Below are 20033 nucleotides of genomic sequence, written 5' to 3'. Positions count from 1 at the left end.
TCTGATGGTCCATGCCCCCGACTGCTCTGGCGTGCCCAGCGATCGCGTCGGCAGGACGCCGAATCGAGGCCCCATCACGCTCGGCGAAGTGTCCAAAGGCGCGAGCGAGACGGCGTGCCACTTCACCCACCACCTCGGAAACCCTGGACACCGTTCCACGCTATAGCAATAACGGCGCCTCTCATCTGCACGGCCGATGCTCATCGCTCCGGGAGCAACCGCCGATCGAATCCGGCGTCTACCAAGTGCGAGAAGGCTTTTCGCACGGCCTCGGGTATTGCTTGCGCGATGGCCCAACCATTGGCGGGGTAGACCCAGAGTCGTTGAGTGTCGCCGACCAGCATGTTGATGACGCGAGCAAGGTCGCCGATGTGGTTGATGTACTCGTCGAGGGGGAGCGGGCGCGACGCACACGTCACTTCGACTTCGGGCCAACGCTTTCGGCAGATCGCATAGCTCCGCCGCTGTTGGTATGGGCGAGAGATCAGCATCACGGACCGGATTCGGCTCGAGTCCTTGTGACCCTCGATGAGTGCCCGGGTGAAGTCGACGTTCTCGCCGGTATTCGTAGCCCTGGGCTCCACCAGGATCGCGCTGTCCGGCACGCCGAGCTCGAGTGCGCGTTCGCGGAAGTGCACCGCCTCGCCCCGCGGGAACTGATCGACAGTGCTGGGCGCATTGGCTCCGGTGAACACGATCTTCGGGAACAATCCACGGTGATAAAGCTCGGAGGTGTAGACGGGCACGTCCCGGTCATGGCTTCCGAGGCCGATTCCGAGATCCACCGCCCGCGGCTCATGGTGCATTTGGCTGTAGTCCCACAGCGTTTCGACATCGTCGCGGAGCTCCGGAGGAACGGTCACTGTCTGCACGGGATCTCCTTGCTCGGGCAGTACCAAGGCCGTGTTGAGTCCCGACGGAGGGTACGTCGAACATGGTGACCGTCGCGAATATCTCGCGAGACATGTTGATGCCGGGGAAAATGATTCCATGGCCGATCTGGTGCTGACCGCGGAACGCCGTGATGAACTGGCCGCGTTGCTGGACGATGTGCAGGGTCTTCGGTCCACGTTTCCGAAGGTAGCGGACTACCTCGAGACCGCGCCGATGCTGCCCGGCAGTGGGAATGCCCAGGCGGACAGCGCGTTTGATCTTCGGTTCGTGCATTTCATGACGGGCGGCCCGTCGGTGAGCGGGAATCCCTACTGGGACATTGTCGGTCCATCGGTGTCCAATCGCGACGGCAACCTTCGGGCCGATGGCGGTCGACCCAACGGGAGTGCACGGCTCGGGTACGCACAGACGATTCTGCAAGTCGTCTACGCCTACGCCATCCCGGGACCGGAGACACTCACCTGGATTTCCGATTTCTGTGAGGGTCGGCCCCTCGTGGAACTCGGTGCGGGGCGCGGGTATTGGGCCGCGCAGCTTGCCGAGCAGGGGCTGACGGTCGACGCCTACGATTCGGAGCCACCGGACCGAGTGGAGAACCTCTCGTTTCCGGGCGCTGCCGGTCAGCGGGATGTCTGGTATCCGGTGGGCGACCTCGCGGCATCCTCGACCCGAATCGGTGATCGCTCTGATCACGTGTTGTTTCTGTGCTGGCCGCCCGGGTGGGGCAGCACGATGGCCTCACAAGCGCTGGCGGAGTTCGAACGCTCCGGCGGCGAGCAACTGGTATTCATCGGCGAACCGAAGGGCGGAAAGACCGGCGACGCCGCCTTCTTCGACGCGCTCGCGTCCGGCTGGCAGCTGGAATCGCAAGACTCCCAGTACGTTTCGTGGTGGAACTTGTCGGATATCGCTCAGGGCTGGGTTCGCCGCTGAGCGCCGATTCACTCCGCCCGCGACTGCTTCGGAGGATTGGTGAGCGCCATCCTGGAGACGAACGCGTCGTAGCGGTCATGGGGGTAGGAGATGTCCGAGATCATCAGCACCTGATCATCGGTTCCGAGGTAGCGCTGACGTACCGCTTTGACGAGACCGCCCGTCGGTGTCCGAAGCCATTCGCCGTGCGAGCTGGACGGGAGTCGATCAGCGACGCTTTCTTCGAGGAAGAGTGCCGCTGAGATGTCTGGAACGCCGACCGGCCGGTAAGTGTCCGAGATGGAGATCGGTCGCCCGTTTTCCAGGGCGCGAGTGATGACGTGCATCAGCTCCGAGCCCTGGTCTATCGCGAACGCATCGGCCAACTCCTGGGTAGCGCGCATGCGCTCGCTCTCGCGCTCAATCCGGATATCGCCGCCGGATTCGTGTCTGAAAGTGTCTTCGGGGTCTTCCATTTGGCGTTCGGGGGCAATCCGGACGAGGTTGGGATGATCGGTCACAAACGTGCCCCGACTCGGGACAGTGCGAACGAGTCCCTGCCTCTCCAGTAGGCGAATGGCCTCGATGATCACGATCTTCGAAACCTTGTGCCGTTCGACCATCTCGTTGAGACTCCGCAGCTGCGTTCCGGCAGGCAGTGAGCCGCTGCGGATCTGGTGGGCGTAGTCCGCCGCGATCGCGACGTACGCGGGGTCCTTCACGATTCGGGTCCTTCCGGCCGAGGATCGTGCCGATCTCTTATGGAGAGTCATTGCTAGCATACACGGCTGTGCATGTACTTGGTGGTCGTCCATAGATCGGCTCTACCTAGCAGCATCATTGAACATATACGGCTGTGCATATACGATCTACCCATCTGATCGGTTCGAAATCTCAGAGGGACCCGAGGGGTTGGATGATGGGGAGCGAGCGGATTTCGGGGTCGATGCGAGACGGCGATGGTTCGTCCTGGGTCCACGACGACTGCGAGAAGGGCTACGTCTACTCGATCGGTCGTGAACGCGCCGAAGGCATTTTGCGGATTCATGCCCCGTGCGAGCCCCCGTGTCCGCGCAAGCGAGCCGCCAGAGAGTATCTGGAGAGCGGTCTTTCATCGTCGGGGGAGTGAAGGATGTTGTCCGGCTTCGGGGTTCGGGCGATCCGCGAGCAGGACTCGGGGGGCGGCCGTGAAATGTGAAAGGGGCCTCCCGGAAAATCCGGGAGACCCCTGTGGTGCCGAGTGTGGGAATCGAACCCACACGTCCTTTCGGACAACGGTTTTTGAGACCGTCGCGTCTGCCTATTCCGCCAACTCGGCGCACCGCGTTGGAGAGCATAGCGGGTGGGGTGGCGGAAAGCCTAACCGGGGCGCGCGGGATCGGAGGTGAGAACGACACGGTTGTGATACTGGTCGGTTTGCGCTGGGTACGTGGGTTGTGAGCGGGGGCGGACGGTACTCTTTGGGTACTCGGGTACGTGCCGATCCGTCGAGGGTGGCTTCGGACCGATGTACGTCGGGTGTTGGTATCGGAGCGACAGGGGTTCATCTATGGGAACGACAGCAGGGGGCGGTTCGAAGAAGGATGCGGCGGCATCGGCCCCCAAGCGGGTGGTGGTTGCCGAGGACGAGGCGCTCATCCGGATGGACCTGGTGGAGATGCTCTCCGAGGAGGGCTATCACGTGGTGGGTGAGGCGGGGGACGGCCAGCAGGCCGTGGACCTCGCCGAGGAGATGCGTCCGGATCTGGTGATCATGGACGTGAAGATGCCGCGCCGCGACGGTATCGACGCCGCGGCCGAGATCGCCTCGAAACGCCTTGCGCCGGTGGTCATTCTGACCGCCTTCAGCCAGCGCGACCTGGTCGAGCGGGCACGCGACGCGGGCGCGATGGCGTACCTGGTGAAGCCGTTCACCAAGTCCGATCTGGTTCCGGCCATCGAATTGGCCGCCAGCCGCTTCCACGAGATCGCCGCGTTGGAGAGCGAAGTCGCGAATCTGACCGATCGCCTGGAAACGCGCAAGCTGGTGGAGCGTGCCAAGGGTGTGCTCATGCAGACCCAGGGCCTCTCGGAACCGCAGGCATTCAAGTGGATTCAGCGCACCGCAATGGACCGTCGCACCACGATGAAGGCGGTCGCGGAGGTAGTGCTGGAGAATCTCGCTCCCAAGTAACATCGCTCGCCGGAGCGTTGCCCCTCTGTTGCCGCGAATGCGCTAGCGCAATTAACTCGCGAGTAACACGAGGGGCGCTTTCGTTTGTTGCGATGTCACATGAATGATGCGAATGTGATGCGGAGCTAACCTGGCGGGGATATGTTCTGTCCGGGCCGATCGATGGGGCGGCCCTCCTCGGCAAGCCGAGGGAGCACAGAACATAGAGGTGAATCGTGCTTGGTTCAGTGACAAACACGCGAGGCCCAGTGGCTCGCGCGGTAGTCATCGGAGCTGCCGCAGTACTTGCGCTTGGCATTGCCGGATGCAGCAGCAAGTCCACCGACAACAACAGTGGCGGTGGTGGAAACGGTGGCAGCAGTCTGACCATTTCGCCCCTTGTCCAGATCGACAAGGACGGCAAGGAAGTCGCCAGCGCCGACAATTCGGCCGCGGCGAATCCCGCCAGCGACGGCAAGGACAGTTGCGCGCCGCAGACGATCGCCATGTCGGGCCCGCTGACCGGCCCGAACGCCAACCTGGGCTTGAACATCGTGCGTGGCGTGAAATTGGCGCTGGACCAGCACAACAAAGCGAACCCGGACTGCCAGGTCACCGTCAAGGAATTCGATACCGAAGGTGATCCGCAGAAGGCCACCCAGGTCATTCCGACGATCATCAGCGATCCGTCCATAGTGGCCATGATCGGCCCCACCTTCTCGGGTGAGACCAAGGCGACCGGCCAGATCATCAGCGATGCGGGGCTTTTGGCGCTGACACCCTCGGCTACCAACGTCACCCTGACCACAAACGGCTGGAAGACGTTCTTCCGTGGCCTCGGCAATGACGGGGTGCAGGGCCCGGCCGTCGCGAAGTACCTGGCGGGTACCGGTAAGTACAAGAAGATCTGCGTCGTGCAGGACAACTCGGATTACGGGACCGGCCTGGCCAAGACGCTGACCGATGGTCTCGGTCCGATCGCCGATCCCAGCTGTGCGACCCAGGTGAAGGCGGGCGACAAGGACTTCTCGGCCGCGGTCTCCAAGCTGGCCTCCGCCAAGCCGGATGCCATCTTCTACTCGGGCTACTACGCCGAAGCGGCGCCCTTCGTGCAGCAGCTGCGCTCGGGCGGAGTGACCGCCACGTTCATCTCCGATGACGGCACCAAGGATGTCGAGTTCGTGAAGCAGGCGGGCGATTCGTCCAAGGGCGCGCTGCTGTCCTGCCCGTGTGGTCCGGCTCCCGACAAGTTCGCCACCGACTACAAGGCGTTCAGCGGCTATGACGCCGGAACCTACTCGACCGAGGGCTACGACCTGACCACGATCGTGCTCAAGGGAATCGCCGCCGGTAAGGTTTCGCGCTCGGATCTGGTCGACTACGTGAAGACCTACGACGGTCAGGGCTTGGCCCGCGCGTACAAGTGGGATGCCCAGGGTGAATTGGCGAATGCGCTGATCTGGATGTACGAGGTCAAGTAGTCACCTCCGACTCGAAGCGGCGCGGCCGGATTCACAGCGGGTCACAAACCCGTTCCGGCCCGCCGCTTCCTCTACGGCGAGAGTTTTGAATGTCTTCATCCCTATTGGCCGATGCGGCTCTGCTTGCCAACGGGTCCATCGATTTCAACGTCTCCGGCGTGGTCGACCAATTCTGGCGGCTCACCGTGGACGGTTTGGCTTATGGCTCGATCTACGCTCTGGTAGCGGTCGGCTATACCTTGGTCTACGGCGTGCTGCGACTGATCAATTTCGCCCATTCGGAAATTTTCATGGTGGGCATGTTCGGTCAGTACATCGGTCTCATGGTGGTCGGTTTCAGTCCCAGCGGAAATGTGTACTCCGAAGGCATTGTCCTCACCGTCGTCTATCTGTTGGTGGCCATGATCTTCGGCATGCTGGTCTCGGGTGCGACCGCGGTCGGCCTGGAGCGCATCGCCTATCGTCCGCTGCGTAAACGCGGCGCCAAACCACTCATCTTCCTGATCACCGCGATCGGTATGTCGTTCGTGCTGCAGGAGTTCGTGCACTATGTGCTGCCGAAGTTCTCGACCGAGCTGGGCGGCACCAACGCGCAGCAGCCGATCATGCTGGTGCGCGCGACCGAGCAGTTCACCATCTTCGGGGCTTCGGTCACCAATGTGACCCTGGTGATCATCGTGGCCGCCGTCATCCTGGCCGCCACCACCGAAATCCTCATCAACAGAACCAAATTCGGCCGCGGCATTCGCGCCGTGGCGCAGGATCCCGATACCGCCACCCTGATGGGCGTCTCGCGGGAGCGGATCATCATGCTGACCTTCCTGCTCGGCGGTCTGCTCGCCGGTGCGGCGGCCATGCTGTACACGTTGAAGATCCCGAACGGCATCATCTACTCGGGCGGATTCATCCTGGGCATCAAGGCATTCAGCGCCGCGGTGCTCGGCGGTATCGGCAATCTGCGTGGCGCGCTGCTGGGCGGTCTGCTGCTCGGACTCGCGGAGAACTACGGTCAGATCCTGTTCGGCACCCAGTGGCGTGATGTGGTCGCGTTCGTGGTGCTGGTGGCCGTGCTGATGTTCCGCCCGACCGGCATTCTCGGCGAGAGCCTGGGGAGGGCGCGGGTATGACGCTATCGAAATCCGCTGCACCGCAGCCGAAATCGCCCGCGCCGAAGGCCAGGCCCAAGGGGCGCGGTATCGGCGATTCGCTGCGTGATTGGTGGGGCGGGCTGTCCCGCCCGGCGCAGTGGGGCGTCGGCGTGCCGGTGATCATCCTGCTCGCGCTGCTCCCGCTGTTCCCGCCGCCGCTGCTCGATACGCCGGGCACCAGTTTCTCCGGTGTGATGGCGCAGTTCGCCATGACGGCGCTGATCGCCGTCGGCCTGAATGTCGTTGTCGGACAGGCAGGTCTGCTCGACCTCGGCTATGTCGGCTTCTACGCGGTCGGCGCGTACACGGTCGGTCTGCTCACCAGTCCGAACAGTCCGTGGAATCAAACCGGCGGCTGGTTGAATCCGAGCTGGGCGTGGATCGTCTGTGTGCCGCTGGCCATTCTGGTCACCGCCGTATCCGGTCTGATCCTGGGTACGCCGACGCTGCGCCTGCGCGGCGACTACCTGGCCATCGTGACCCTCGGCTTCGGTGAGATCGTGCGCCTGCTCGCCGACAACCTCGGCGATATCACCAATGGCAGTCTCGGCCTCTCGCGTATCGCGTATCCGCGGGTCGGGGTCTCCGAGACGCATCCGGACGGATACTTCTCCTCCGGAAATCTCGGCGATAAGAACAGCTCGAATCTATTGGACCGGGCCAACTCCGGCGCCTGGTGGTTCTGGCTCGGCATGACGTTGGTGATCATCGTCCTGCTGTTCGTCGGCAATCTGGAGCGCAGCCGCGTCGGCCGGGCCTGGGTGGCGATTCGCGAGGACGAGGATGTCGCCGAGATGATGGGCGTCCCGACCTTCAAATTCAAATTGTGGGCGTTCATGATCGGCGCGGGCATCGGCGGTATGTCGGGTGCGCTCTACGCCGGTCAGGTGCAGTTCATCAATCCGACCGGATTCAACATCATCAATTCGATGCTGTTCCTGTGCGCGGTGGTGATCGGTGGTCAGGGTAATAAACTGGGTGTCATCGTCGGCGCGTTCCTGATCGTGTATCTGCCGAACCGGTTCATGTCGGTGAATATCAGCGGCCAGTCGCTCGGCGACTACAAGTATCTGTTCTACGGCGTCACGCTGGTGGTGGTCATGATCTTCCGGCCGCAGGGTTTGTTCCCGGTGCGACAGAAACTGCTCGCCTACGGGCGCACGGTCTACCGCGCGGTGCATCGCACCCCCGGGACGGCCGTCGAAACCACTGGAGGACAGCGATGACCGGGCCGGGCGCGGGTGGCGCGCTGTTCGACAATGAGGATATGGCGGCCGGTTTTACCGCCGAGGAGGTTCGCGAGGCCGCGGGGACACTCGATGTGACCGAGGTGCTGCCGACCTTCGCCGATGCCGAGGTCGTCGCGGAAGTCGTTGCGCCGCACCGGGAAATCGGAACCGCCGTGGGTGCGCCGCTGCTGCGCACCGACGGGCTGACGGTGAAATTCGGTGGCCTCACCGCCCTGGACAACGTCAGCTTCGAGATCCGCCGCGGTGAGATCCTGGGGATGATCGGACCCAATGGCGCGGGCAAGACCACCTGCTTCAACGCCATCACCGGTGTGTATCGCCCCACCTCCGGCACGGTGTCCTTCGACGGTCAACCGCTCACCAAATCCAAGCGCAATGAGATCACCCGCCTGGGTATCGCCCGCACCTTCCAGAATGTGCGGCTGTTCCAGGAGATGACGGCGCTGGAGAATGTGGTGGTGGGAACCGATGCGCGGCACCACACTTCGATTCCCGGCGCGGTCTTCCGCTCCGCACGCCATCGCCGTGAGGAGAAGGACGCCATCGAACGCGGTATGGCGCTGCTGGAGTTCGTCGGCATCGCCCCGCGCGCGGTGGAGAAGGCGCGCAACCTCTCCTACGGCGATCAGCGTCGCCTGGAGATCGCGCGTGCCCTGGCGACCGAACCGAAACTGCTCTGTCTGGACGAACCCGCGGCCGGGTTCAATCCGAGCGAGAAGTCCGCGCTCATGGATCTGATCCGCAAGATCCGCGATGACGGTTTCACCGTGCTGCTCATCGAGCACGATATGCGTCTGGTCATGGGCGTCACCGACCGCATCGTGGTGCTGGAGTTCGGTCGCAAGATCGCCGACGGCCTGCCCGCGGAGATCCGCGACAACCCCAAGGTGATCGCCGCCTACCTTGGCGTCCCCGACGACGAAGTGGAGGCAGCACAGTGACATCGCCGACCCCTCCGACCGCGCCGCTCAGCAAGACCGAGCAGCCCGGTACGGCCGCCGATGCCCTGCTCCAGGTCGACGATATGGTCGTCAGCTACGGCAGAATCCAAGCCCTGCACGGTATTTCACTCTCGGTCGCACCCGGTGAACTGGTGACCCTGCTCGGCGCCAACGGTGCGGGCAAGACCACCACCATGCGCGCCCTGTCCGGTCTGCTCCCACTGAGCCGCGGCCGAATCCTCTTCGAGGGTCGCGATATCACCCGTGTGAAGGCGCACGACCGTGTCGGGCTCGGCCTCATCCAGGCTCCCGAAGGCCGCGGCGTCTTCCCCGGTATGACAGTCCAGGAGAACCTCGATATGGGCTGCTACTCGCGCCCATTCAAAACCAAGGCCGAGTACAACGAGACCCTGGAGTGGATCTTCACGCTCTTCCCCAGGGTCAAGGAACGCCAGAAGCAGGTGGGCGGCACTCTGTCCGGTGGCGAACAGCAGATGGTCGCCATCGCCCGCTCCCTGATGGCCCGTCCCAAGCTCCTGCTGCTGGATGAGCCGTCAATGGGCTTGGCCCCCATGGTCATCCGCCAGATCTTCCAGATCATCGCGGATATCAACGCCCAGGGCACCACGGTCCTGTTGGTCGAACAGAACGCCCAGCAGGCCCTCACCCGAAGCGACCGCGCCTACATCCTGGAGACCGGTGAGGTCACCAAAACCGGTTACGGCCGCGACCTGCTGCACGACCCGGCGGTCAAATCCGCCTACCTCGGCGTCGGCTGATCGCCTGCCCCACACAGCATTCGGGCCGGTCATCCTGCTGGATGACCGGCCCGAATATTGCAGGGGCGACAGGACTTGAACCTGCAACCTGCGGTTTTGGAGACCGCTGCTCTGCCAGTTGAGCTACGCCCCTTGGCGTGTTGTGCGCGGCAAGATTATCAGGGCGAGCCGCCGACGCGAAATCGGATTTCCGGCGCGCCGCCGGAGCGGGCACGGCGGGTGGTGTCGGCCGGTGGACGCGGCGAAAGTGCCCGCTTCCCCCATGTGTCGGTGCACGTCCCTAGACTCTCCTGCGTGACCCCTGCCTCCACCGATCAACGGCCGAGCGCCGTGTCCGTCCCCGGCACCTCCGATGCGCAGCCCACGTTGCTGTTGCTGGATGGGCATTCGCTGGCCTATCGCGCGTTCTACGCGCTGCCGGCGGAGAACTTCAAGACGGCGGGTGGGCAGACCACCAATGCGGTGTACGGGTTCACCGCCATGCTCATCAATCTGCTGCGGGATGAGAAGCCCACGCATGTGGCGGCGGCGTTCGATGTGAGCCGCAAGACCTTCCGCACCGAGGCGTATCCGGAGTACAAGGCGAATCGGGCCACCACGCCGGACGAGTTCCGGGGGCAGGTGGAGACCACCCAGGAAGTGCTGGGGGCGCTGGGTATTCCGGTGATGGCCATCGACGGATACGAGGCCGACGATGTGATCGCCACGCTCGTCACGCAGGCCGAACCGCAGGGATTCCGGGTGCTCATCGTCACCGGCGACCGGGATTCGCTGCAGTTGGTGAGCGATAACGTCACCGTGCTCTACCCGAAGAAGGGTGTTTCGGAGCTGACCCGGTTCACCCCGGCGGCGGTGGAGGAGAAGTACGGGCTCACCCCGGCGCAGTACCCGGATTTCGCGGCGCTGCGCGGCGACCCGAGCGACAATCTGCCCGGCATTCCGGGTGTGGGGGAGAAGACCGCCACCAAGTGGATTCGCGAATACGGTGACCTGAACGCACTCGTGGACAAGGTCGATACGGTCAAGGGCAAGGTCGGAGATGCCTTGCGCGCCAACCTCTCCAGCGTGATCCTCAACCGGCAGCTCACCGAGATGGTGAAGGAGGTGCCGCTGCCGTACACCCCGGATCAGCTGGGAATGCAGCCCTGGGATCGGGACAAGATCCACCGGCTCTTCGACGAACTCGAATTCCGGGTGCTGCGTGATCGGCTCTTCGACACCCTCGCCCCGGTGGAGGCGGAAGCCGAGGCGGGCTTCGAGATCAGCGGTGCGGCCATCGCACCCGGCGCATTGTCCGCCTGGCTGGCGGAGCATGCCAAAGCCGGTGTCCGGCACGGTGTTTCGGTGGTCGGAGTGGGCACCCCGGTGCACGGTGACGTGAAGGCCATCGCCCTGGCCGCCGCCGACGGTGAGGGCGGCTACCTCGACGTACACACCCTGACCCCGGAGGACGAAGCAGCGCTCGGTGCCTGGCTCGCCGATCCGGAGACCCCGAAAGCCCTGCACGAGGCCAAATCCGCCATGCACGCGCTGCGCGGTCGCGGCTGGACCCTCGGCGGGCTCAGCAGCGATACCGCCATCGCCGCCTACCTGGTTCGCCCCGGCCAGCGCACCTTCAACCTCGACGATCTCTCACTGCGCTACCTGAGCCGCGAACTGCGCGTGGAGGACAGCGGCGAAACCCAGCTGTCCCTGCTCGATGACGAGGATCAGGTCGACGAGGAGATCGCCAAGGGCGAAATGCTGCGCGCCCGAGCGGTTTCCGACCTCGCCGACGCCTTCGACGCCGAACTCGAGCGCATCGAATCCACCGCACTGCTCGGCGATATGGAGTTGCCGCTGCTGAGCGTGCTCGCCGATCTGGAGGCCGCCGGAATCGCCGTCGACTCCGCGCAGCTGGAAGAGTTGCAGGGCGAATTCGCCGACCGCGTCGCCGAGGCCGCGCAGGCCGCCTACGGGGTGATCGGTAAGCAGATCAACCTGGGCTCGCCCAAACAGCTCCAGGTGGTGCTGTTCGACGAACTCGATATGCCCAAGACCAAGCGCACCAAGACCGGCTACACCACCGATGCCGATGCGCTGGAAGGGCTTTACGAGAAGACCCAGCACCCGTTCCTGCAACACCTGCTGGAACACCGCGACGCCACCCGCCTCAAGGTGACTGTCGACGGCCTGCTCAAATCGGTCGCCGACGACGGGCGGATTCACACCACCTTCAATCAGACGGTCGCCGCGACCGGACGCCTGTCCTCCACCGAGCCGAATCTGCAGAACATTCCGATCCGCACCGATATGGGCCGCCGTATTCGCGACACCTTCGTGGTCGGCCCCGGCTTCGAATCGCTCATGACCGCGGACTACAGCCAGATCGAAATGCGCATCATGGCGCACCTTTCCAAGGACGAGGGCCTCATCGAAGCCTTCAACTCCGGCGAGGATCTGCACAATTTCGTCGCCTCCAAGGCATTCGACATCCCGATCACCGAGGTCGATCCGGAGCTGCGCCGCCGCATCAAGGCCATGTCCTACGGCCTGGCGTACGGTCTGTCGGCCTACGGTCTGTCGCAGCAGCTGAAGATCAGCGCCGAAGAGGCGAAGGCGCAGATGGACGTCTACTTCGAGCGGTTCGGCGCGATTCGCGAATACCTGCGCGAGGCAGTCGAATTGGCCCGCAAGACCGGCTACACCGAAACGCTCTTCGGCCGCCGCCGCTATCTGCCGGATCTGGACTCGTCGAACCGTCAGCGCCGCGAGGCCGCCGAACGCATGGCCCTGAACGCACCCATCCAGGGCACGGCCGCCGACATCATCAAGGTCGCCATGATCGACACCCAGCGCGCCATCGCCGCCGCGGGCCTGAAATCCCGCATGCTCCTGCAGGTCCACGACGAACTCATCTTCGAAGTGGCCTCCGGCGAACGCGAGGAACTCGAAGCCCTTGCCCGCGAACACATGTCGAACGCCATCGAGCTCTCGGTCCCGCTCGAGGTCTCCGTCGGCGTGGGCCGCAGCTGGGACTCCGCGGCCCACTAACCGTTGGGCCGACTCGGCTCACCATCCCCCGTCATCCCCGGCATGCTTTTGGCCGGGATCCACACCCGGCGGTACTCCGCCGATCAACGTGGATCCCGGCCAAAAACGCGCCGAGATGACGACGGGGTTGCGCCGCGGCCGACAGGGGGCAAGCGGCCGCACATTCCGGGTTAGCCGCGGAGTTGTTCGGCGAGAACCGTTAGTACTTCAGCGGTTTCACGACAGGTGCGGGCGCAGATCTTCTCGTCGAGCTGCTCACAGCTCTCGGCTGTCGCGGTGCACACCTGGGCGGTCAGCTCGCACAGCGCCAGCGCCCACGGCGAGCGCCGATCCAGGATGTCCGCGGTGAGCCGGCAGATGGCCGCGCAGTCCATCAATTGCGCGATATGCGCGCGCGCCGCGTGGGCCCCACTCAAATCCAGGGATTCCCCGGTTTGCCTGACGCAGGTGCGGTGACAGCCGAACAAATGATTGATGGTGCTCATGATCTTCGGATCGGTCATCGTATGGCTCCCGGGTGTTCACGGAGGATTGGAGCGAGCGTCCGGCAAGGTTTGCCCATTGTGACATCCGCTGTTGCCCGCGCCCGGAACCATGGATGTCGTGCCACACGAGGCTGGTTGCCGTGCTCGCCGAGGCTAGGCGGTATGGCCCACACCACACACCGGATGACCTGCGACAAAGTTACCCGTGGGTCGAATGCGAATATGGTTGCCATTGCGTGGGTCTGCCCCTATGCTCGGTGCCGTGCCGAATCCCCTCAACAGCCGCAACGCTGCGCTCGAAGTCGCCGACCGCGACCGCGCCGCGATTGTTCCGCTCACCGCGACGGTGGCTGTCGAGCGCGTACTCGTAGTACTCCGCCGTAGCGGGGTCTGAATTCGGACCGGCCCCCTCGCTGCGGCCGTTTGGAACTTTTTTTTGTGCTGGTCCCCTCTGCCAATTTCTGAGAAGAAGTCGGGAAGACCTAGTTCAATGACACTCACAATCGATACACACGCGTTCATTGCCGCTGCCCCCGCGAGCCTGCGGGCCGAGAGCGCCGGTTTGAGCCCCGCCGAGTTCCACGATCGCTACTGCCGCGACGCGGGTGCGATCAAACTCGGCGAATGGACTCACCTCTGTGCCGCGGATTTCACCGCGACCCTGGAGTTCGCGGATCACCTGCGCACCGTCACGGCGTCGGGGAGCCCGGTCGCGGCGCTCACCTCGGCGCTGTACGACGAGGGCTATCCGGTCGAGATCCTGCAGTTCCATCAGCGCCGCACCGAATCCGGCACCGCCACCTTCGTGCAGTGCGAGTTCAACGGCCGACGCGGCTGGGGTGCGGCCCTCGCCGACGACAGTGCGGAGTCCACCGTCCGCGCCATGATCGCCGGTATCAACACCTTCGCGTAAACGAATGCGCCGCAACCCATTCGATGGGTTGCGGCGCATTCGATGCGTGAATCATCGGCGGTGGCAGTGCTTTTCGGCAAGTGAGCCGAAGATCAAGCCTTGGTCTGCTGCTCGGCGAGCTGCTTGCGGACCTCGTCCATATCGAGCTCCTTCACCTGCCCGATGAGATCCTCTAGCGCGGCGGGCGGCAGCGCACCGGGCTGTGCGAACACCAGCACACCCTCGCGGAAAGCCATGATGGTCGGAATCGACCGGATATTCGCGGCGGCGGCCAGCCCCTGCTCGGCCTCGGTGTCGACCTTGCCGTGCACCACATCGGGATGCTTCTCCGAGGACGCCTCGAAGGTGGGGGCGAACGAACGGCACGGACCGCACCACGCAGCCCAGAAGTCGACGAGAACCACGTCGCTCTTGGTGACGATGTCATCGAAGTTCTGCTCGGTCAGTGTCTGGGTGGCCATGACGTCCTCTCATGTCGATTTTCCCGGTCCAACACCGGGCCGTCGCGTTCTCTTCCCTTTACCCACTACGGTAGTCGCCAACCGCGTGCCGCCGCATGGTCGCCGTGGTGTTTGCGCGAGGATGACTGCCATGAGCGACAGCGAGACTCGGCTCCGGCTGGGCCTGATCGAGGGTGACGGCATCGGCCCGGAGATCGTGCGGGCGACCCGCGATGTGGTGGACGATGCCTTCGAGGTGGTCGGTCTGACCGCGGTGGAGTGGGTGCCGTTGCCCATCGGTCACACCGCGATCGCGGAGTTCGGTGATCCCATGCCCGAGTCGACGCTGAAGACCCTGGAGGGTCTGGAGGGCTGGATCATGGGCCCGCACGACAATGCGTCGTACGCCGCCGAGCATCGCCTCGGCCTGCCGCCCGCCGGTGCGGTGCGCAAACGCTTCGGTCTGTACGGAAACCTGCGCCCGTCGCGCACCATCGAGGGTGTGCGCTCGGTCGCGCCGGAGATGGATCTGATCATCGTGCGGGAGAACAGCGAGGGCCTGTACGCCGATCGCAATATGTTCACCGGCTCCGGCGAGTTCCGGCCGACCGCCGATATGGCCATGGCCATCGGCGTGTTCACCCGTTCGGCCATCGAGCGTGTCGCACGGCTGGGCTTCGATGGCGCGAGTAATCGGCGCAAGCGGGTCACCATCGTGCACAAGGCGAATGTGCTGCCGGTGACCATGGGCCTGTTCCGGGACGTGTGCTACGAGATCGCCACGGAGTATCCGGATATCGAGGTGAACGATGAGCACGTCGATGCCGCGGCGGCACATCTGGTGCGCGCGCCGGGGGATTACGACGTGATCGTCACCGAGAACCTCTTCGGTGACATCCTCTCGGACCTGGCCGGTGAGCTGAGTGGTTCGCTGGGTCTGGCGCCCTCGTTGAACTGCTCGGATGACCAGGCCATGGCGCAGGCCGTACACGGTGCCGCGCCCACCCTCACCGGGCACAATCGCGCGAATCCGGTGGCGCTCATGCTCTCCGCCGCGCTGCTGCTGCGCTGGCTGGCGACCCGTTATTCACACAGTGCGCTGCGACGGGTGGCCGAGCGGATTGAACATGGGGTAGCCGAGACGTTGCGGGCCGGAGTCGCCACATCCGATTTGGGTGGGTTAGCATCTACCACCGAATTCACCGAGCAGGTGCGCGCCCGGCTGCACCGCTGGTGAAGCGCACTTCCGGAACCGGGCGTGTATCGGCCACGCTGCGGCGTGTCGCCGATTAATGTTCGGTTACCGACCGGCATGGAATGTACGACTCGCCTACATTTCAAAACGGCGGGCGACGTCCGGATGTCGCGTGACCGAACTGTGGAGGACTGCTGTGTCTGTTCGTAACTCTCTCCGCGGGCGTGCCCTGCGGGCCGCCTGCGTAGTCGCGGGTGGCGCCCTGGTGCTGACCGCGTGTACCAGCAACTCGGATTCCAACGCGCCCGATGTGGCCAAGGTGGATGTGGCCAAGGTCGACACCATCGCCGCCAAGGTGCCCGCGGATATCAAGAGCGCGGGCAAGCTGCTGGTCGGCGTGAACACCCCCTACTCGCCGAACGAGTACAAGGATCCGGGCACCGGCAAGATCGTCGGCTACGACGTGGACCTGATGGACGCGGTGGCCAAGGTGCTCGGTCTGACGGCCGATTACAAGGAAGCCGATTTCGAGAAGATCATCCCGGGTATCGAGGCCGGTACCTACAACCTCGGCATGTCCTCGTTCACCGATAACAAGGAGCGCGAGAAGACCGCCGACTTCGTCACCTACTTCACCGCGGGCAGCCAGTGGGCCCAGCAGAAGGGGAAGACGGTCGACCCGAACAATGCCTGCGGTAAGCGAGTCGCGGTGCAGCGCACCACCGTTCAGGACACCGACGAGATTCCGGCCAAGAGCGCGGCCTGCGTCGCCGCCGGTAAGCCGGAGATCACCAAGGTCGCCTACGACGAGCAGAGCGCCGCGGCCACCGCACTGGTCAACGGTCAGGTCGACGCCATGTCCGCCGACTCGCCGGTGACCGCGTACGCGATCAAGCAGAACCAGGACACCATCGAGCCCTCGGGCGCCATGTTCGACTCCGCGCCGTACGGCTGGCCGGTCAAGAAGGGTTCCGCGCTGGGCCCGGTGCTGCAGGAGGCCGTGCAGTACCTGATCGACAACGGTCAGTACAAGAAGATCGCCGAGAACTGGGGCGTGCAGGACGGTGTGATCGCCAAGTCGGTCATCAACGGAGCGCAGGGCTGATAAACCGCCATGTCACAGGACGAGACCAATTCCGCAGCCTCGGCTGTGACGGTCGCGAAATCCACCGAGCCCGAGCCGATCAAAGCGATTCCGCTGCGTCGGCCGGGCCGGTGGATCGCCGCGACGGTGCTGCTGGCACTGGTGGCACTGTTCCTCTACGGGGCCAAGACGAACCCGGCCTATCACTGGGACACCTACGGTAAATACCTGCTGGACAGGAAGATCGCCCAGGGCGCGCTGATCACCCTCGAGCTGACGGTGCTGGCCATGGCCATCGGCGTGCTGCTCGGCGTGCTGCTGGCGGTCATGCGGCTCTCGCCGAATCCGGTGCTGCGCTCGGTGGCGTGGGCGTACCTGTGGATCTTCCGCGGCACCCCCGTATACGTGCAGTTGGTGTTCTGGGGCCTGTTCCCGTCGCTGTACAAGACGATCACCGTCGGCGTGCCGTTCGGGCCCTCGTTCGCGCACTTCGATGTACAGCACTGGTCCGCGCCGTTCTTCTTCGCCATGATCGGCCTGGGATTGAACGAGGCCGCGTACATGGCCGAAATCGTCCGTGCCGGAATCAATTCCGTGGACGACGGACAACGTGAGGCGTCGACGGCGCTGGGCATGTCGTGGTCGCAGACCATGACCCGCACGGTGCTGCCGCAGGCCATGCGCGTCATCATCCCGCCCACCGGCAATGAGCTGATCTCCATGCTCAAGACCACCTCGCTGGTCACCGCCATCCCGCTCACCACCGACCTGTACGGCCGGGCGCGCGATATCTACGGCGTGAACTTCCAGCCGATTCCGCTGCTGCTGGTCGCGGCCACCTGGTACCTCGCGGTCACCAGTGTGCTCATGGTGGGCCAGTTCTATCTGGAGCGGTATTACTCGCGCGGTTCCTCGCGCAAGCTGACCGGTAAGCAGTTGCGGGCATTGGCGGCTGTGCAGCAGCGTTCGGGGGTGGAAGGGCATTGAGTACCAACGATTCTTCGAGTATCAGTGATTCTTCGATGCCGATGGTGCGTGCCGACCGGGTATGCAAGAACTTCGGCGCTCTCAATGTGCTGAAAGGGATTTCGCTGGAGGTGAAGCGCGGTGAGGTGATGTGCCTCATCGGGCCGTCCGGCTCCGGCAAATCCACTTTCCTGCGCTGCATCAACCATCTGGAGGTTGTGAACGCCGGAAGGCTGTATGTGGACGGCGATCTCGTCGGCTACCGCGAGAAGGCCGGCAAACTCTACGAGATGCCTCCGCGCGACGCGGCCCGCCAGCGCCGCGATATCGGCATGGTGTTCCAGCATTTCAACCTCTTCCCGCATCGCACGGTGCTAGAGAATGTCATCGAGGCACCCACCCAGGTGAAGAAGCTCAAGAAGGCTGATGCGATCGCTCGCGCCCGCACGCTGCTGGATCGAGTCGGCCTGGCGGACAAGGCCGATTCGTATCCGGCGCAGTTGTCGGGCGGTCAGCAGCAGCGTGTCGCCATCGCCCGCGCACTGGCCATGGATCCCAAACTGATGCTCTTCGACGAGCCCACCTCGGCGCTCGATCCGGAGCTCGTCGGTGAGGTGCTGGGCGTCATGCGCGAACTGGCGGCCGACGGTATGACGATGATCGTGGTGACGCACGAAATGGGCTTCGCCCGCGAGGTCGCCGATCAGCTGGTCTTCATGGACGCCGGCGTGGTCGTCGAGGCGGGCAACCCCCGCGAGGTGCTGGCCAACCCGCAGCATGACCGCACCAAGGCATTCCTGTCTCGCATCCTGTAGCGAGACAACGCCTTTCAGCCCCCGCTCCGAGCTTCGGCGCGGGGGCTGGTGCGTACGGAGGGGATGACGGGTTCGTGCAGCGGAATTCGTCCGCGTGGTCGGGTGGCCCATTCCAGAGATCGCGGGGCGGGCGGCCGGTGGCAGATCCACTTGGAAGTGCGGGATTCCGGCGTGGCGTCGTGCGGCGTGGCGGCGTTTCGCCGTGGCATCGAAGCGGCCGGTCGCCGCGGTCAGCTCCGGCCGAGGTGTTCGAGCAGGAAGTCCAGCACCAGATCGGTCTGACCGAGGATGGCGTGACCTACGCCGGGCAGGACTCGAACCGTGGCATCGGGAACGGAACGGGTTATGCGGCGGGCGGTTTCGGCCGAGTCGAACATGACGTCCCGATCGCCGGCGACGGCCAGGACCGGCATGTTGAGGCCGCGCAATTGCGCATCGGTGAAGGGCGGCAGCCGTTCCCGGCGCGGATTGAAGTGGGTGAAGGTGAGTACGATCTCATCCACCACCGCATCCAGGTGCGCACCCTCGAGGCCGGTGACCGTGCGCGCCGAGCTGTGCGGGTCGTGGCGGTCGAACAGGCGGGGGACGATGGCCCTCAATATCCAGCCATAGCGCTGCTTGCCGACACCGCCGGGGCACAGCAGTGCCAGTTGGGTGACGCGCTCGGGGCGGCGGATGGCGTAATCCAGCGCGGTCCACCCGCCGAGTGAGATCGCGGCGATGGCGGTGCTCGAAACACCCAGGCCCGCAAGCACGTCGTCGAGCCAGAGCGCGACCGCCTCGGACCCCAATACCGGGCGTGATGGTGCGCTGCCGCCGGGCTCGCCGACCATATCGACGCCATACACCCGGAATTCCTTTGCCCAGGAGGCGATATCGCCTCGCCACATGCCCGAGTTGGCGCCGGACCCGTGTAGCAGCACCAGCGGCGGTGCCTCGCGCGGTCCGCTGGCGATGACGAAGGTGTCGCCCTCGCGGGTCGGCACCAGCAGTCGCTCCGACGGAATCGGCCAGGTGCGCAATACCTCTCGATACTGTTCCGCGATGGCGGCGGCACCGGCGGCGGATTTGTAGATGGATGCGATGGGTCGGGTGGTGTCTGTCGTGCTCATGAGGTGAGCACCCCTTCCAGGTATTCGAGCAGCCGGGCCGTCTCACCCAGGCCGCCCACGATGATGATCTTGAGCCGGGCGCGTTCGGCGTCGTAGAAGGTCTGGAACCGCAGTGGTTCGTCACCGGCCTGCCGGTTGCCGGTAGCCCCCGTGAGCAGGGTGGACATTCGATCGACCGTCGCTCGGTCCACTGCGTCGACCTCGACAATGCTCGACACCTCGGCATGGCGCTCGCGAGAGACGCTCTCGCGCAACGCATCCGGAACAGGTCGGCCGGTGAAGGCTTCCAGATCCGCGTGCGCGATGCGGTACTGCTTACCGATGCGCACCGCGGGGAGCTTGCCCTCGCGGACATAGCCGCGCACGGTGCGCACGTGTAGGCCGAGGCGTTCGGCGACTTCCTCCGCGGAGTACAGGCGATCGTTCACGTGAA

20 protein-coding genes and 2 tRNA genes are annotated in these 20033 nt (G+C 64.5%); 14 read left to right on the top strand and 8 right to left on the bottom strand.

What is annotated here, in order from left to right; genetic code table 11:
* Positions 1-200: 200 nt before the first annotated feature.
* Positions 201-872, bottom strand: coding sequence for a YdcF family protein (locus tag OHB26_RS36895; protein WP_330181861.1), 672 nt, complete (start codon positions 870-872; stop codon positions 201-203).
* Positions 873-990: 118 nt separating this feature from the next.
* Between OHB26_RS36895 and OHB26_RS36890 the strand changes: the two genes are divergently transcribed.
* The gene (locus OHB26_RS36890) at positions 991-1827 is read left to right on the top strand and encodes a hypothetical protein (protein WP_330181860.1); all 837 of its coding nucleotides are present in this window, start codon (positions 991-993) and stop codon (positions 1825-1827) included.
* Positions 1828-1835: 8 nt separating this feature from the next.
* Here the strand turns inward: OHB26_RS36890 and OHB26_RS36885 are convergent, their stop codons facing one another.
* Both OHB26_RS36885 and OHB26_RS36880 read right to left on the bottom strand, forming a co-directional pair.
* Complete coding sequence (locus OHB26_RS36885; RefSeq protein WP_330181859.1) at positions 1836-2528, bottom strand: GntR family transcriptional regulator; 693 nt, start codon at positions 2526-2528, stop codon at positions 1836-1838.
* A gap of 509 nt (positions 2529-3037) precedes the next feature.
* Positions 3038-3124 (bottom strand) — tRNA-Leu (locus OHB26_RS36880).
* Positions 3125-3355: 231 nt separating this feature from the next.
* Between OHB26_RS36880 and OHB26_RS36875 the strand changes: the two genes are divergently transcribed.
* The 6 genes from OHB26_RS36875 to OHB26_RS36850 all read left to right on the top strand — a co-directional run bounded on the left by OHB26_RS36875 (position 3356) and on the right by OHB26_RS36850 (position 9557).
* Entirely contained in the window at positions 3356-3979 is a 624-nt protein-coding gene (locus OHB26_RS36875; RefSeq protein WP_330181858.1) for an ANTAR domain-containing response regulator, read from the top strand.
* Between the two features lie 248 nt (positions 3980-4227).
* Positions 4228-5439: a branched-chain amino acid ABC transporter substrate-binding protein gene (locus OHB26_RS36870; protein WP_330181857.1), complete on the top strand. Its 1212-nt coding sequence runs from the start codon at positions 4228-4230 to the stop codon at positions 5437-5439.
* 89 nt (positions 5440-5528) lie between these two features.
* Positions 5529-6566, top strand: a complete 1038-nt coding sequence (locus OHB26_RS36865; RefSeq protein ID WP_330181856.1) for a branched-chain amino acid ABC transporter permease — start codon at positions 5529-5531, stop codon at positions 6564-6566.
* Positions 6563-7813, top strand: a complete 1251-nt coding sequence (locus OHB26_RS36860; protein ID WP_330181855.1) for a branched-chain amino acid ABC transporter permease — start codon at positions 6563-6565, stop codon at positions 7811-7813. Before OHB26_RS36865 ends, OHB26_RS36860 begins: the two co-directional genes overlap by 4 nt.
* The gene (locus OHB26_RS36855) at positions 7810-8778 is read left to right on the top strand and encodes an ABC transporter ATP-binding protein (protein WP_330181854.1); all 969 of its coding nucleotides are present in this window, start codon (positions 7810-7812) and stop codon (positions 8776-8778) included. Before OHB26_RS36860 ends, OHB26_RS36855 begins: the two co-directional genes overlap by 4 nt.
* 83 nt (positions 8779-8861) lie before the next feature.
* A complete protein-coding gene (locus OHB26_RS36850) occupies positions 8862-9557 on the top strand; it encodes an ABC transporter ATP-binding protein (RefSeq protein WP_330185897.1) in 696 nt (231 codons plus the stop codon).
* A gap of 60 nt (positions 9558-9617) precedes the next feature.
* Here OHB26_RS36850 and OHB26_RS36845 read toward each other — a convergent pair.
* Positions 9618-9690: transfer RNA gene (locus tag OHB26_RS36845), tRNA-Trp, on the bottom strand.
* 161 nt (positions 9691-9851) lie between these two features.
* Here OHB26_RS36845 and polA point away from each other — a divergent pair.
* Complete coding sequence (gene polA / locus OHB26_RS36840; protein WP_330181853.1) at positions 9852-12590, top strand: DNA polymerase I; 2739 nt, start codon at positions 9852-9854, stop codon at positions 12588-12590.
* 170 nt (positions 12591-12760) lie between these two features.
* Here polA and OHB26_RS36835 read toward each other — a convergent pair whose 3' ends face one another.
* Positions 12761-13093 (bottom strand): four-helix bundle copper-binding protein, encoded by a 333-nt coding sequence (locus OHB26_RS36835; RefSeq protein ID WP_330181852.1) that lies wholly within the window; start codon positions 13091-13093, stop codon positions 12761-12763.
* 244 nt (positions 13094-13337) lie between these two features.
* On the opposite strand from OHB26_RS36835, the gene OHB26_RS36830 reads away from it, so the two are divergent.
* Positions 13338-13469: a hypothetical protein gene (locus tag OHB26_RS36830; protein ID WP_281180216.1), complete on the top strand. Its 132-nt coding sequence runs from the start codon at positions 13338-13340 to the stop codon at positions 13467-13469.
* A 96-nt stretch (positions 13470-13565) separates the two neighbouring features.
* Positions 13566-13988 (top strand): 2-keto-3-deoxygluconate kinase, encoded by a 423-nt coding sequence (locus OHB26_RS36825; protein WP_330181851.1) that lies wholly within the window; start codon positions 13566-13568, stop codon positions 13986-13988.
* Positions 13989-14080: 92 nt separating this feature from the next.
* Here the strand turns inward: OHB26_RS36825 and trxA are convergent, their stop codons facing one another.
* Positions 14081-14449 (bottom strand): thioredoxin, encoded by a 369-nt coding sequence (gene trxA / locus OHB26_RS36820; protein ID WP_330181850.1) that lies wholly within the window; start codon positions 14447-14449, stop codon positions 14081-14083.
* Between the two features lie 130 nt (positions 14450-14579).
* Here trxA and OHB26_RS36815 point away from each other — a divergent pair, with 130 nt between their 5' ends.
* The 4 genes from OHB26_RS36815 (at position 14580) to OHB26_RS36800 (ending at position 18488) form a co-directional block, all read left to right on the top strand.
* Positions 14580-15665 (top strand): isocitrate/isopropylmalate dehydrogenase family protein, encoded by a 1086-nt coding sequence (locus OHB26_RS36815; protein WP_330181849.1) that lies wholly within the window; start codon positions 14580-14582, stop codon positions 15663-15665.
* 154 nt (positions 15666-15819) lie between these two features.
* Positions 15820-16728 carry an ABC transporter substrate-binding protein gene (locus OHB26_RS36810; RefSeq protein WP_330181848.1) on the top strand — a complete coding sequence of 303 codons (909 nt, stop codon included), beginning with the start codon at positions 15820-15822 and terminating at the stop codon, positions 16726-16728.
* A gap of 9 nt (positions 16729-16737) precedes the next feature.
* Complete coding sequence (locus OHB26_RS36805; RefSeq protein ID WP_330181847.1) at positions 16738-17694, top strand: amino acid ABC transporter permease; 957 nt, start codon at positions 16738-16740, stop codon at positions 17692-17694.
* Positions 17695-17729: 35 nt separating this feature from the next.
* Positions 17730-18488, top strand: coding sequence for an amino acid ABC transporter ATP-binding protein (locus OHB26_RS36800; protein WP_442942803.1), 759 nt, complete (start codon positions 17730-17732; stop codon positions 18486-18488).
* A 230-nt stretch (positions 18489-18718) separates the two neighbouring features.
* On the opposite strand, the gene OHB26_RS36795 is transcribed toward OHB26_RS36800, so the two are convergent.
* Both OHB26_RS36795 and OHB26_RS36790 read right to left on the bottom strand, forming a co-directional pair.
* Complete coding sequence (locus OHB26_RS36795; RefSeq protein WP_330181846.1) at positions 18719-19600, bottom strand: alpha/beta fold hydrolase; 882 nt, start codon at positions 19598-19600, stop codon at positions 18719-18721.
* Positions 19597-20028 carry a helix-turn-helix domain-containing protein gene (locus OHB26_RS36790; protein ID WP_330181845.1) on the bottom strand — a complete coding sequence of 144 codons (432 nt, stop codon included), beginning with the start codon at positions 20026-20028 and terminating at the stop codon, positions 19597-19599. Before OHB26_RS36790 ends, OHB26_RS36795 begins: the two co-directional genes overlap by 4 nt.
* Positions 20029-20033: the final 5 nt, after the last annotated feature.

Source organism: Nocardia sp. NBC_01503, from assembly GCF_036327755.1.
In the GTDB taxonomy this organism is placed as follows: Bacteria; Actinomycetota; Actinomycetes; order Mycobacteriales; family Mycobacteriaceae; genus Nocardia.
The sequence above is the reverse complement of the archived record's forward strand: the minus strand, read 5'-3'. Positions and strand labels throughout refer to the sequence as shown.